This window comes from Pseudarthrobacter sp. L19, assembly GCF_050859435.1.
In the GTDB taxonomy this organism is placed as follows: Bacteria; Actinomycetota; Actinomycetes; order Actinomycetales; family Micrococcaceae; genus Arthrobacter.
In genome coordinates this window covers 355,681-368,672 of sequence record NZ_CP193935.1, presented here as the reverse complement: position 1 = coordinate 368,672, position 12,992 = coordinate 355,681, and the positions used below count along the sequence as shown (strand labels likewise).

9 protein-coding genes and 4 pseudogenes are annotated in these 12,992 nt (G+C 70.2%); 10 read left to right on the top strand and 3 right to left on the bottom strand.

The genetic code is table 11. The annotated features are described in order from the left end of the window. Positions 1 to 21: 21 nt before the first annotated feature. The 5 genes and pseudogenes from ACRQ5B_RS01645 (at position 22) to ACRQ5B_RS01625 (ending at position 5,367) form a co-directional block, all read left to right on the top strand. Entirely contained in the window at positions 22 to 948 is a 927-nt protein-coding gene (locus ACRQ5B_RS01645; RefSeq protein WP_432396286.1) for a Bax inhibitor-1/YccA family protein, read from the top strand. Between the two features lie 156 nt (positions 949 to 1,104). Next, a pseudogene (locus ACRQ5B_RS01640) lies at positions 1,105 to 2,099 on the top strand (aldose 1-epimerase family protein). 38 nt (positions 2,100 to 2,137) lie between these two features. Continuing rightward, positions 2,138 to 3,505: an AI-2E family transporter gene (locus ACRQ5B_RS01635; RefSeq protein ID WP_432396283.1), complete on the top strand. Its 1,368-nt coding sequence runs from the start codon at positions 2,138 to 2,140 to the stop codon at positions 3,503 to 3,505. A 3-nt stretch (positions 3,506 to 3,508) separates the two neighbouring features. Then, positions 3,509 to 4,746 (top strand): annotated as a pseudogene (ilvA, locus tag ACRQ5B_RS01630) (threonine ammonia-lyase). 9 nt (positions 4,747 to 4,755) lie between these two features. After that, a complete protein-coding gene (locus ACRQ5B_RS01625; protein ID WP_432396280.1) occupies positions 4,756 to 5,367 on the top strand; it encodes a rhomboid family intramembrane serine protease in 612 nt (203 codons plus the stop codon). Between the two features lie 70 nt (positions 5,368 to 5,437). Here ACRQ5B_RS01625 and greA read toward each other — a convergent pair whose 3' ends face one another. Together greA and ACRQ5B_RS01615 are read right to left on the bottom strand one after the other, a co-directional pair. Then, on the bottom strand, positions 5,438 to 5,932 hold the full coding sequence (gene greA / locus ACRQ5B_RS01620) for a transcription elongation factor GreA (RefSeq protein WP_432396277.1): 495 nt from the start codon (positions 5,930 to 5,932) through the stop codon (positions 5,438 to 5,440). A gap of 224 nt (positions 5,933 to 6,156) precedes the next feature. Beyond that, positions 6,157 to 6,660 (bottom strand): DUF4307 domain-containing protein, encoded by a 504-nt coding sequence (locus tag ACRQ5B_RS01615; RefSeq protein ID WP_412882419.1) that lies wholly within the window; start codon positions 6,658 to 6,660, stop codon positions 6,157 to 6,159. A gap of 80 nt (positions 6,661 to 6,740) precedes the next feature. Here ACRQ5B_RS01615 and mca point away from each other — a divergent pair. The 4 genes and pseudogenes from mca to ACRQ5B_RS01595 all read left to right on the top strand — a co-directional run bounded on the left by mca (position 6,741) and on the right by ACRQ5B_RS01595 (position 10,953). After that, a pseudogene (mca, locus tag ACRQ5B_RS01610) lies at positions 6,741 to 7,648 on the top strand (mycothiol conjugate amidase Mca). 78 nt (positions 7,649 to 7,726) lie between these two features. Next, entirely contained in the window at positions 7,727 to 8,092 is a 366-nt protein-coding gene (locus ACRQ5B_RS01605) for a hypothetical protein (RefSeq protein WP_432396274.1), read from the top strand. Between the two features lie 28 nt (positions 8,093 to 8,120). Continuing rightward, a pseudogene (locus ACRQ5B_RS01600) lies at positions 8,121 to 10,282 on the top strand (thioredoxin domain-containing protein). Beyond that, the gene (locus ACRQ5B_RS01595) at positions 10,279 to 10,953 is read left to right on the top strand and encodes an HAD family hydrolase (protein ID WP_432396271.1); all 675 of its coding nucleotides are present in this window, start codon (positions 10,279 to 10,281) and stop codon (positions 10,951 to 10,953) included. Before ACRQ5B_RS01600 ends, ACRQ5B_RS01595 begins: the two are co-directional and overlap by 4 nt. A 164-nt stretch (positions 10,954 to 11,117) precedes the next feature. On the opposite strand, the gene trhA is transcribed toward ACRQ5B_RS01595, so the two are convergent. Beyond that, positions 11,118 to 11,759, bottom strand: coding sequence for a PAQR family membrane homeostasis protein TrhA (trhA, locus tag ACRQ5B_RS01590; RefSeq protein ID WP_412883229.1), 642 nt, complete (start codon positions 11,757 to 11,759; stop codon positions 11,118 to 11,120). 277 nt (positions 11,760 to 12,036) lie between these two features. Here trhA and ACRQ5B_RS01585 point away from each other — a divergent pair, with 277 nt between their 5' ends. After that, the gene (locus ACRQ5B_RS01585; protein ID WP_432396268.1) at positions 12,037 to 12,798 is read left to right on the top strand and encodes an isoprenyl transferase; all 762 of its coding nucleotides are present in this window, start codon (positions 12,037 to 12,039) and stop codon (positions 12,796 to 12,798) included. Positions 12,799 to 12,992: the final 194 nt, after the last annotated feature.

Below are 12,992 nucleotides of genomic sequence, written 5' to 3'. Positions count from 1 at the left end.
CTTATTTGGAGGACACCAGCAATGGCACTTGGCGGAAATCCGATCTTCAACGGAAAGAACTTCCGTGGAGCCACCCAGGCACCGCCGGCCCCGCAGGCGTACGGCCAGGGTTATGGCCAGAACTACGGTCAGGCACCCTATGGCCAGAACTACGGTCAGCCCCAGTACGGCCAGCAGGCCGGCTGGAACGCGGGCCAGCAGGCCATGAGCAGCGAGCAGCTGCAGGACCTGTACAACCGTCCGGCCGCCGGGCCTGCCGACGCGGGCCGGATGACGTTCGACGACGTCATCATGAAGACCGCCGCCTGCCTCGCCGCCGTGATCGCCGGCGCCGCCGTGACACTCGTCGTCGCGCAGGGCCTGGCCTCGATGCTGATGCTGGTCGGCGCGCTGGGCGGATTCGTCCTGGCGCTGGTCAACACCTTCAAGAAGCAGCCCTCCCCGGCGCTGATCCTGGCGTACGCCGCCCTCGAGGGCCTGTTCCTCGGCGGCCTGACCCGGATCCTCGACGGCATGTTCCCCGGCGTCGGCCTGCAGGCCGTCATCGGCACCCTCTCCGTCTTCGCCGTGACCTTGGTGCTGTTCAAGAGCGGCAAGGTCCGCGCCACGCCCAGGGCCATGCGCTTCTTCATGATCGCCCTGATCGGCTACGCCGTCTTCGCGCTGATCAACATGGTGATGATGTGGACCGGTGCCGTGCAGTCCCCGTTCGGTCTCCGTACCTCCGTCGAAATCTTCGGCATCCCGCTGGGTGTCTTCATCGGCCTGCTGGCCATCGGCCTGGCCGCGTTCTCGCTGATCATGGACTTCACCAGCATCGAGGCCGGCGTCCGCGCCGGTGCCCCGCAGCGCTTCTCCTGGACCGCAGCCTTCGGCCTGACCGTCACCCTGGTGTGGCTGTATGTGGAGATCATCCGCCTGCTGGCCATCCTGCGCGGCGACGACTGACACGACGCCCGATTCGGGCGACATGGTCGCCAGCCGTCGAAGTAGTTGGAAACGGGTCCCGCCTCACGGCGGGGCCCGTTTCGTCTATCAGGGCTTTATCGCAGCACCTGAAAGGCGCGCTAGGAGGGGAGCCCGCGGGTTGGGTACGGTGGTGCCATGGAACCGACCGCCTCTGCCCCCGCCGACACCTCCTCAGCCGCTGGCTCCGCCGAAACCGGCCCCGCAGCCGCCGACTCCGAGGCCCGCCGCTATGCCACCGGCCGGCAGTATGAACTGCGGCGCGGCGACGCGCTCGCCGTCATCACCGAACTCGCCGGCGGCGTCCGGCTCTACAGCCGCGCGGGCGTGGCACTGACCGAGACCTACGCCGACGACGAGATCGCCCCGGGCGCCGCCGGCATCATGCTCGCCCCGTGGGCCAACCGGATCGAGGACGGGATCTGGTACCTCGACGGGAAGAAACTCCAGCTGGATATCACCGAGGTCAGCTACAACAACGCCAGCCACGGCCTGCTCCGCAACGCCGGCTACGCCCTGGTGGATGAGGATGAATTCTCCGTCACGCTCGAGGCCGCGGTCTTCCCGCAGCACGGCTACCCGTTCCTGCTCCGGCACCGGGTCCGGTACTCCCTCGGCGAGGACCTGGGACTGACCGTGCGTCAGGCCCTCATCAACGACGGCCGGGACTCGGCCCCTTCGTGCTGGGCGCGCACCCCTACCTGCGGATCGGCGACGTTCCCACCGAGGACCTCACGGTCACCGTCTCCGGCGGCACCCGCCTGGTCACCGACGAACGCCAGATCCCGCGCGGCACCGAGCCCGTGGCCGGAGACTACGATCTTCGCGCCGGGCGCATCGCCGGAGACCTGGACCTGGACAGCGCCTACACGGACCTGGAGTTCGACGGCGGCGAGGCCGGCAGCACGCTGCACGCCCCCGACGGGCGCAGCGTCACGCTCTGGCAGGACGAGCACTGCCGCTACGTCCACGTCTTCGTCACCGACCGGCTGCCCGGGCTGGACCGCGCCGTGGCCCTGGAACCGATGACCGGCCCGGCAAACGCGTTCAACACCGGCGACGGGCTGCGCTGGCTCGCCGCCGGCGAGGAGTTCTCCATGACCTGGGGGATCCGCGCCACGCTGGGCGGCTAGCGTTTCCTTTCCTAGGCAAGCTAGGGAATTATGGGGTAATGACGCCAGCTGATGACGCCCGCCCCACCCTTCCGACCGGCACCACCGGTCCCGACGACCGCCCCGGAAGCGCCCTCCCGGGCTACGCAGATCCCGCACTGTCCGCCGCGCCGGCGGGAGTGCCGGTAACGACGGGAACTCCGGGGGAGGGGACCGCCCCAGCCGGAACCGGGCCGCGGGCCCGCACCGACCGCGAACTGGACGAAGACATCCCCTACGGCGTCCGGATCGCCGCGTCCTGGGCGTGGCGGATCGGCCTGATCCTGCTGGTCTCCGGCGCGCTGATCTGGCTGCTGAGCAAGATCAGCTTCCTCATCATCCCGATCATGGTCGCCGCCCTCCTCGCCGGGCTGCTCAGCCCGGTCACCCGCTGGCTCCGGCGGCGCAAGGTCCCCAACGGCCTCGCCGTCGCCATCACCCTGCTGGGTTTCATCGGCGTGATCGCCGGCGCCCTGGCCTTGGTGGGCCGCCAGCTGACGTCGGGCTTCGGCGAACTCTGGGGCCAGGCGCTCACCGGCGTCCAGCAGGTCCAGACCTGGCTCTCCGAGGGTCCGCTGCACCTGACCGCTGCGCAGATCGACACCTATATCGAGGAAGCCACCGCCGCGCTGCAGAAGAACAGCAGCAGCATCGTCAGCGGGGCCCTGACCTTCGGCAGCACCGCCGGCCACTTCGCCGCAGGTCTGCTCATCGCCCTCTTCGTTACCATCTTCTTCCTGCTCGAAGGCGAGCGGATCTGGCGCTTCCTGGTCCGGCTGATGCCACGGAAGGCCCGCCCGGCGGTCAACGGCGCCGGCCGGCGCGGCTGGACCTCGATGGTCAGCTACACCCGGATCCAGATGTTCGTCGCCTTCGTCGACGCCCTCGGCATCGGCGTCGGCGCCGCGATCATCGGGGTGCCGCTCGCGCTGCCGCTGGGCGTCCTGGTCTTCATCGGCTCCTTCATCCCGGTGGTCGGCGCGCTGGTCACCGGTGCCATCGCCGTGCTGCTGGCCCTGGTGGCCAACGGCCTGGTCAACGCGCTGATCATGATCGGCATCGTGCTCCTGGTCCAGCAGCTCGAAGGCCACATCCTGCAGCCGCTGGTGATGGGCAAGGCCGTCTCCCTGCACCCCGTGGCCGTCATCCTCTCCGTCGCCGCCGGCTCCTACCTGGCCGGCATCCCCGGCGCGCTGTTCTCCGTCCCGATCCTCGCCGTAGCAAACTCGGCCGTTCGGTACATCGCGGCCAGAACGTGGGAACATGATGGAGAGCTGGCAGCCGCCAACCATCCGGGCCTTTCCGCCCCGGCCGGCGCCGGCAACACCCCGGGCGACGGGCAGGAAAGCCACCCTCGCGCCGACGCAGGAACCCTAAAAGGAGACTAGTTCGTGAATACCCTCGAGACCCTTCCCGTCACATTGGACGATGTCCTGGAGGCGCAGAAGCTGCTCGACGGGATTATTACCCGGACCCCGGTGGAGTCCTCCCGGGCCCTCGGCGGCCTGGTGGGCGGCGAGGTCTACTTCAAGTGCGAGAACCTCCAGCGCGCCGGCTCGTTCAAGGTCCGCGGCGCCTACGTCCGGATGGCCAAACTCTCCGCGGCCGAGAAGCAGCGAGGCGTCGTGGCGGCCTCGGCCGGCAACCACGCCCAGGGCGTCGCCGTCGCCGCGAAGGCCCTCGGCATCAAGGCCAGGATCTACATGCCGCTGGGCGTCGCGCTGCCCAAGCTCGCCGCCACGCGCAGCCACGGCGCCGAGGTGGTGCTCCACGGCCACAACGTCGACGAGGCACTCGCCGAAGCCAAGCGCTACGCCGACGAGTCGGGCGCCGTGTTCGTCCACCCGTTCGACGACGTCGACGTCGTGGCCGGGCAGGGCACCGTGGGATTGGAAATCCTCGAACAGATCCCGCACGTGGACACCATCCTGATGGGCGTCGGCGGCGGGGGCTGCTCGCCGGCGTGGCCGTCGCCGTCAAGGCCCGCGCCAAGGAACTGGGCCGCACCATCCGCATCATCGGCGTGCAGGCCGAGAACGCGGCCGCCTACCCGCCCTCCCTCGCCGCGGACGCCCTGGTCCCGCTGAAGCGGGTCTCCACCATGGCGGACGGCATCGCCGTCGGCCGCCCCGGCCAGCTGCCCTTCAGCATCATCCGGGAACTCGTGGACGACGTCGTCACCGTCAGCGAGGACGCCCTCGCCCGGGCCCTGATCTTCCTGCTGGAACGGGCCAAGATGGTCGTCGAACCGGCCGGCGCCGTGGGCGTCGCCGCGCTGATGGAAGGCAAGATCGAGAACCCCGGCACCACCGCCGTCGTGCTCTCCGGCGGCAACATCGACCCGATGCTCATGCTCAAGGTCATCCAGCGCGGCCTCTCCGCCGCCGGCCGGTACATGACCGTGCGGATGATGCTGGACGACCGGCCCGGTTCGCTGGCCACCATCGCCCGGATCATCGCCGAGAACGACGCGAACGTCACCGGCCTGGACCACACCCGGGTGGGCGGATCGATCAGCATGGGCGACGTCTCCATCACGGTCAACCTGGAAACCAAGGGCCACGAGCACGGCGAGCAGGTCCTGGCCGCGCTCCGGGCCGAGGGGTTCCAGCCGATCGTGGTGCACTAGGCAGCCGCCGTGCTGGAAGCGCCCGAAGGGGAGCGGCGCCGGGACACCACCGCGGCCCGCGCCCGGCAGGGACTGGCGGTGGTGGGGTCCTTCGTGGCGTTCCTCTACGCTGTGGAGTTCGTCAATACCCTCATGCTGCATTCACTGAACCGGGTGTTCGGGCTCCGGCCGCGCACGCCCGAGGGCCTGGTGGACATCCTCACCTTCCCGCTGCTGCACGCCAGCCTGGCCCACCTGTTCTCCAACACCCTGCCGCTGATCATCTTCGGCTTCCTGGTATTCCTGTCCGGGCTGCGGGTCTTCCTCACCGCGATGGCCGCCAGTTGGCTCGGCTCCGGGCTGACGGTGTGGCTGATCGGCGGCTACAACATCACGGTGGGCGCGTCCGGGCTGGTGTTTGGGCTGTTCGCCTTCCTGCTGGTGCGAGGCTTCTTGAACCGGCACTGGGGACAGATCCTGCTCTCCGTGGTGCTGTTCCTGGCCTACGGCGGCATCCTCTTCGGGGTGCTTCCCACGGTGGCCGGCTACGTCTCCTGGCAGGCGCACCTGGGCGGTGCCGCCGGCGGGCTGGTGGCGGCGCTGCTGCTGCGCCGGCGTACCCCTTCAGCGCCGGCGCCTTGAACACCGACGCGTTAGAACGCCGACGCCGGCCCGTCCCCGGGAGGGGAGGGCCGGCGTCGTCCGTTGCTGGCTAGCCGACGTAGGGCTTCGCGGAGATGATCTCCACGGTGATGTCCTTGCCGTTCGGGGCGGTGTAGCTGAGCTTGTCGCCCTCCTTGTGGCCGACGATGGCCGAGCCCAGTGGGGACTTCTCGCTGAAGACGTCCAGGTCCGAGTCGCCGGCGATCTCGCGGGAGCCCAGCAGGAAGGTTTCCTCGTCGCCGGCGATCCTCGCGACGACGATCATGCCCGGTTCGACGATTCCGTCGTCGGCGGGAGCCTCGCCCACGTGGGCGTCGCGGAGCAGGACGGTCAGCTGGCGGATGCGGGCCTCAATCTTGCCCTGCTCCTCCTTGGCGGCGTGGTATCCACCGTTCTCCTTGAGGTCGCCCTCCTGGCGGGCGGCTTCGATCTTCTGAACGATTTCCGCCCGGCCGGCGCCGGAGAGGTGGTCCAGCTCTGCCTTCAGGCGGTCAAAAGCTTCCTGGGTAAGCCAAGCTGCAGTTGCGCTGTTGGTGGTCGACACGGACTTCTCCTTTGGTGGATAAACAAGCTGGTCAAACAAAACGGGTCAAACGAACTGGTCAAACAAGCAAAGACCCCGCCACGGTGGCCACTTATGGAACTCAGCAACCAGCTCAGCGGGGTTAAGGTATTGATCCATTGTAGTCAATGCTGTGGATAAACCAAAGAACCTGAGCGGCGCAGGTCACACCGTGTTACGCGTTGCGTCACACGCGTTGGCGGGCGTTACTTGCTGGCGGAGGGCAGCCAGCAGTTGTCGACGACGGCGGAGACCGCCTGAGATTCGGTCCGCAGCGTCACCCGCTGGGCGGTGGTGTGGCCGCCGTCGGTCCCGGCCGAGGCATCGTTCGGGCCGATGGTGACGACCTTCCAGCCGACCACCGCGAACTTCGAATCAAGGGCCTTCACGGCGCAGGCGGCGGTGCTGTCCGGGTTCTTCGTGACCTGGAAGTCCAACTGCGCGAGGGTGGCATCCGGGGTGCTGTAGCCGATGTCCTTGAAGCTGACGGACCCGGTGGCGGCGGAAGTTGCCACCCAGGCGAGGAAGGCCACCGCGACGGCCAGTGCCGCGATCAGGAGGTTGCGCCTGCGCTTGCGTCCGTCGGTGGTACCGGCGGTGCTCCCGGCCCTGCCGAAGCTGCCGCCAAGGGCGCGCTTTTGACCGCCGTAGCGATTGGCTAGGCTGGTGGGTGCCGGCGCGGGTGCTGCAGGCTGCTCCTCGGAAGTCACCAGTCCAGTTTAGTGTGGATCGGTCAGCCCGAAATCACCCGGCTCGAACCACCCAGAGAAGAAAGAGGAGCCGTCCGACGATGACAGCGTCCCCCAGCCCGTCCGCCCCGCTTCGGCTCCTCGCCGTCCACGCCCACCCCGACGACGAATCCAGCAAGGGCGCCGCGACCATGGCCATGTACGCCGCCGCCGGCGTCGACGTCCTGGTGGCCACCTGCACCGACGGCTCCCGCGGCGACATCCAGAACCCCCAGATGGAGTCCGCGCCGCACCCCAAGCGGGACATGGCCGGCGCCCGCCGGCTGGAGATGGCCAACGCGGCCAAGGTGCTGGGCATCCGGCAGCGCTGGCTGGGCTTCGTGGACTCCGGCCTGCCCGAGGGCGACCCGTTGCCGCCGCTGCCCGACGGGTCCTTCGCTACGCTTCCGCTGGAACGCGCCGCCGCGCCGCTGGTCCGCCTGGTCCGATCCTTCAAGCCGCACGTGATCCTCAGCTACGACGAGAACGGCGGAGCTACCCGCACCCGGACCACATCATGGCCCACCGCGTCGCCGTCGAGGCCTTCGAAGCCGCAGGCGACCCGGACCGCTACCCGGGTACCGGGGAGGCGTGGACCCCCAGCAAGCTCTACTACGACCGCGCCTTCAGCCCGGAACGGTTCAAAGCCCTGCACTACGCCCTGGAGGAGGCCGGCCTGCAGTCGCCCTACGCCGAGCGGATCGCCGCCTGGCTCGAGGCCGACGCCGAGGGCCACACCCCGCCGGCGCCCACCCACGAAACCACCACCCAGATCAACTGCGGGGACTACTTCGAAGCCCGCGACAACGCCCTGCGCGCGCACCGGACGCAGATCGACCCGGAAGGCTTCTTCTTCGCCGTCTCCCCGGCGATGCAGCGGCAGACCTGGCCGTGGGAGGACTACTCGCTGATCACCTCCCGCGTGCCCGCGGAACTGCCGGAAACGGACTTCTTCGCCGGGCTAAGATAGACCCAGCAGAGACTTCTATGCCGCGTAGAAAAGCGGCGGCGGAGACCTGACCCCCAGTTCCTCACAGAAGGTTTACCCGTGCACTCCTTGTTCATTGCCCTGGCCACCGCCCCGGCGCCTTCCCCGACGCCGTCATTGCGCCCCGGGCTCGACCAGGACCAGGTCAGCCCGGGCCTGCTGGGATTCGTGCTCACCGCCTTCATCGTCATCCTCAGCGCCCTGCTGATCGTGGACATGGTGCGCCGGATCCGCCGGGTCCGCTACCGAGCCCAGGTGGAGGAAGAGCGCGCCGCAGCCGAGGGCGGAGCCGACGCGGAAGCTGGCACCGAGCCCGGCTTCGAGCCCGGAACCGGCTCCGCAGCCGGAAGTCACGACGACGGCAGGGACGGGGCCGGACCGGCCCGCCCGGAGGCCAACGGTGACGCGGGACCCGGAAGCCGCTGACACCCCGTCGGCGGGGGAGCCACCGGTAATGGGCAACGCCCTGGCCGGCGAGCCCTCCGCCTACCTGCGCCAGCACGCAGGCAACCCGGTGCACTGGCAGCCCTTCGGCGACGCGGCCTTCGCCGCCGCCGCGGACCGGGACGTCCCGGTCTTCCTCTCCATCGGCTACGCGGCCTGCCACTGGTGCCACGTCATGGCCGGGGAGTCCTTTGAGGACCCGGAGACCGCCCGGTACCTGAACGAGAACTTCGTCTCCGTCAAGGTGGACCGGGAGGAACGCCCCGACGTCGACGCCGCCTACATGGCCGCCACCCAGGCGCTCACCGGTGAGGGCGGCTGGCCGATGTCCGTGTTCCTGCTCCCCGACGGCCGGGCCTTCCACGCCGGAACCTACTTCCCGCCCCGGCCCATGCCGGGCCGGCCCTCCTTCCGGCAGGTGCTGGAAGCGGTCCACGAGGCCTGGGCGGAGCGCCGGGAGGCCGTGGAAGCCAACGCCTCGGCACTGGCCCGCGGGTTAGCCGGCCTGCATGCCCGCTCGGCCGTGCGCCTGCAGCCCTCCGGCGCCGCCGGCAGTGACGCGACCGGCGTCGGGCCGGGCACCCCGGACCCAGCGGTGCTTGCCGACGCCGTCCGCGCGCTGGCGGCGGCCGAGGACGCCGGGGCGGCTTCGGCGCCGCCCCCAAATTCCCGCCGTCGGCCGTCCTGGAATTCCTCATCAGGCACGCCGCGGTCTCGTCCGCGACCGCAGGCACCGCCCGCGGGATCGCCGGGCGCACCCTGGCCGCGATGGCCCGCTCCGCGCTTTATGACCAGCTCGAGGGCGGCTTCGCCCGGTATTCGGTCACCCGCGACTGGTCCCTTCCGCACTTCGAGAAGATGCTCTACGACAACGCCCTGCTGCTGCGCGCCTGCGCGCACTGGGTCCGGCTGGGCGGCTCGGCGGAGTACCCGGCCGCGGAGGCCGCCGAGACCGCGGCCGGGACCGCGGACTGGATGCTGGCGGCCCTGGGTCTGACCGGCCACGACGGCGGAGTGGCGGCCCTCGCCTCATCCCTGGATGCCGACACGGTAGTGGACGGCGTCCATCACGAGGGCGGAACCTACCTGTGGACCGCGGCGGAACTCACCACTGTCCTGGGCCGGGAGGACGGCGCCGCCGTCGCCCGGCTCATGCACGTCGGCCCGGCCGAGGCTCCGCTGCACCCCGGAGGCGCCGCCGGTACCGGCCTCACCGGGGAGGACCGCCGGCTCTGGCAGCGGGTGCGCCCGGCGCTGCGTGCGGCACGTTCGGCGCGGCCGCAACCGGCCCGGGACGAGAAGGTGGTGGCCGGCTGGAACGGCCTGGCCCTCGGCGCCCTGGCCGACGCCGCCGACGTGCTGGACGGAACCGAACTGAACCGGGCAGAGCTCCTGGCGGCCGCCGAGCGGATCGCGGAGTACCTGGAACGGGTGCACTGGACGCCGGGGACGGACGGGGAGCCGGGGCTGCTGGTCCGGGTCTCGCACGCCGGGCGGGCCCGCGGCATCGGCGGGCTGCTGGAGGACTACGCCTTCTGCAGCGAGGGCCTCTTCGCACTCTATGCCGCCACCGGACGGACCCGCTGGTACACCCTGGCCGAGGGGATCCTCCTGGCCGCCTGCGCCCGCTTCGCCGCCGGGGGCACCCTGCGTGACGCCGCCGGGGAATCCGCCCAGGTGGGCAACGCCCAGGGCGGCGGCGCCGGGGCGGACCCGTTCGACGACGCCACCCCCAGCGGCGCGGCGGCCTTCGCCGGTGCGCTGCTCAGCTATGCCGCCCTTACCGGTTCCACCGGGCACCGCAGCCTCGCCGAACAAATCCTGGCCCTCCTGCCCCCGCTGGCCCGGCAGGCGCCGCGGGCCGCCGGCGGGCTGCTCGCCGCCGCCCAGGCCGCCGTCGCCGGGCCCGTGGAAGCCGCGGTGGCCGGTCCGCCGTCGGCCGCCCGCTCCGCACTGCACCGCGAACTGCTCCGCTCACCCAGCCCGGGACTGGTCATCGCCGTCCAGGACGCCGAGCCGGGCCCTGACACCCCGCCGGGCCCGGTCCCGCTGCTGCACGGCCGGGCGACCGCAGGGGACCCGGTCGTCTACCTCTGCCGCTCCATGGTCTGCCACGCCCCGGCGGTGTCCGTCGCCCAGCTGCGGGACCAACTGGCTAGCATGGCGGAATGACACCAGCCCCCGCTCAGCCAGGTCCGTTCGATCTCGTCGTGTTCGACTGCGACGGCGTCCTGGTGGACTCCGAGGAAATCTCCGTCCACGTCGACCAGCGGGTCCTGGCGGACCTCGGCTGGGAACTGGAGCGGGAGGAAATCGTCGCCCGCTTCGTCGGCAAGAGCGAGGCAAACTTCGTCTCCACCGTCGAGAACCACCTCGGCATCGAACTGGCCGAGGGCTGGGACAGCGCCTACCAGCACTGGTACCGCGAGGCCTTCGAACGGGACCTCTCCGCGGTGGACGGTATCGAGGAGGCGCTCGACCGGCTGGAGCTGCCGCACTGCGTGGCCTCCAGCGGCAGCCACGAGAAGATGCAACGCACCCTCGGCCAGACCGGGCTGCTGCCGCGCTTCGCCGGGCGCATCTTCAGCGCCACCGAGGTCCGCAACGGCAAGCCGGCCCCGGATCTGTTCCTTCACGCGGCGAGGACCCTTGGGGTCGACCCGGCCCGTTGCGCGGTGGTCGAGGACAGCGCCTACGGGGTGCAGGCAGCCCGGGCCGCCGGCATGCACGCCTTCGCCTACGCCGGGGGAGTGACCCCCGGGGAACGGCTGGCCGGCCCCGGAACCACCCTGTTCGAGGACATGCGCCTGCTGCCGGACCTGATCGCCGCCGGCCGCCCCTGACCGGGGTTTGTCCCCGGGGCCTCGCTGCAGGTCCGGACGCGGGGCTTTTGGTTTCCGCGCGGAATTTCCCAGCTACGACGGCGGTGCCCGGCGCGCCCGGGCCGCGAACCCGCCGTCGTGCTCCGAAGGAGGGGAGAACCGGCGGCACGCCAGGGGGAACCGACTCAGCCCAGGACGGCCATCGCGATGGCGATGTAGTGGGCCGCGAAGGCGAAGACCGTAAAGGCGTGGAACAGCTCGTGGAAGCCGAAGTGGCTGTAGCTGAAGTTGGGCTTCTTTAGGGCGTAGAACACCGCGCCGGCGATGTAGAGGGCCCCGCCCACGCAGATCAGGACGGCGGCGGGGGTGCTGGCGGCGAAGAAGTCGGGCAGGTAGAACAGGGCCGCGCAGCCCAGGGCAATGTAGATCGGCACGTAAAGCCAGCGCGGTGCGTGCGTCCAGAGCAGCCGGAACAGCACGCCCAGCACCGCCCCGGTCCAGATCAGCCAGAGCAGGAACACCGCTTTGGGCCGGTCCAGGAGGGCCCAGGCCAGCGGGGTGTAGCTGCCGGCAATGACGAGCATGATGTTGGTGTGGTCGAGACGCTTCAGGACGATCTTCACGCCTGGGGACCAGTTGCCGCGGTGGTAGACAGCGCTCACGCCGAACAGCAGCACCCCGGTGAAGGCGTAGACAGCGGAGGCGATCTTCAGCTCGGCCGTGGGGGCCAGCAGCACCAGGACCAGCCCGGCGGCAAAGGCCAGCGGGGCGGTGACCGTGTGGATCCAGCCGCGCCACTTGGGCTTGATCATCAGCAGCTCGGCGATCCGGACCGCTGCCTCGTCAACGGCGCCGCCCTTGCCCCGCGGGGCGCCTGCTTCGGGTGCCGGCCCCGCGGCACGGTCGCCGTCCGGGGACAGGCTCGGTCCGGGTTCCGCTGAGTTGCGTTCCATAGGGCAATAATATTCGACGCGCGGATAAGTTACCGACGGGTAGCAAGTGGGCTGCGTAAATCGCCCGGCCCGGGTGCGCGGCCCGGCCCGCGCGGCGGGTAGCCTAGGAATGCACTCCCGTCAGACCCAAGGAAGCCAGGTGAATCCCCGGATGGAACTGCCCGGATTCCTCTATGGCTTCTACGAGCGCAGCCTGCAGCGCTCGCTGGACCCGGAACGGATCCCCCGGCACATCGGCGTGATGGTCGACGGAAACCGCCGCTGGGCCCGGCAGTTCAACGCCCCCACCAGCCAGGGCCACCAGGCCGGCGCGGACAAGATCCACGAATTCCTCGGCTGGTGCCAGGAGCTCGGGGTCAAGGTGGTCACGCTCTACATGCTCTCCACGGACAACATGAACCGCTCCGGGGAGGAGCTTGAGCTGCTGATGGGCATCATCGCCAACACCCTGGACCGGCTGGACGAGGACGAGGACGTCTCGGTCCACGCCATGGGTGCCCCCGAACTGCTGCCCGACTACCTGGCCGAGCGGCTGAACAAACTCACCGCCCGCACCCCGGCGCACGAGAAGATTCACGTCAACGTCGCCGTCGGCTACGGCGGCCGGCGCGAGATTGTGGACGCCGTCCGCGAACTGCTGCACGACGCCGTCGCCCGCGGGGCAGACATCGGCACACTCGCCGACGAGCTCACCGTCGACGATATCTCCCGCTTCCTCTACACCCGGGGCCAGCCCGACCCTGACCTGGTGATCCGCACCTCCGGGGAACAGCGGCTCTCCGGATTCCTGATGTGGCAGAGCGCCTATAGCGAGTTCTACTTCTGTGAGGCCCTCTGGCCCGCCTTCCGCAAGGTCGACTTCCTGCGCGCCCTGCGCGATTATGCCGGCCGGCAGCGCCGCTTCGGGGCCTGACCGCGGTTCAGCCAGGGTTCACCCGATGGCCACCAGGAATCGCCGAAGAATGGGCGGCGAAAGCCCCGGTCCCGGACGTAGGTTAGTCCCATCAGCGGGCAAACAGCCGGCTGATCGGGGAGGCCAGTACATGGAGCGGACGTCCGCACCGGGTGTATGGGAGGCCGCGTCCGGCCTCAGGGCCGAACCGCCTC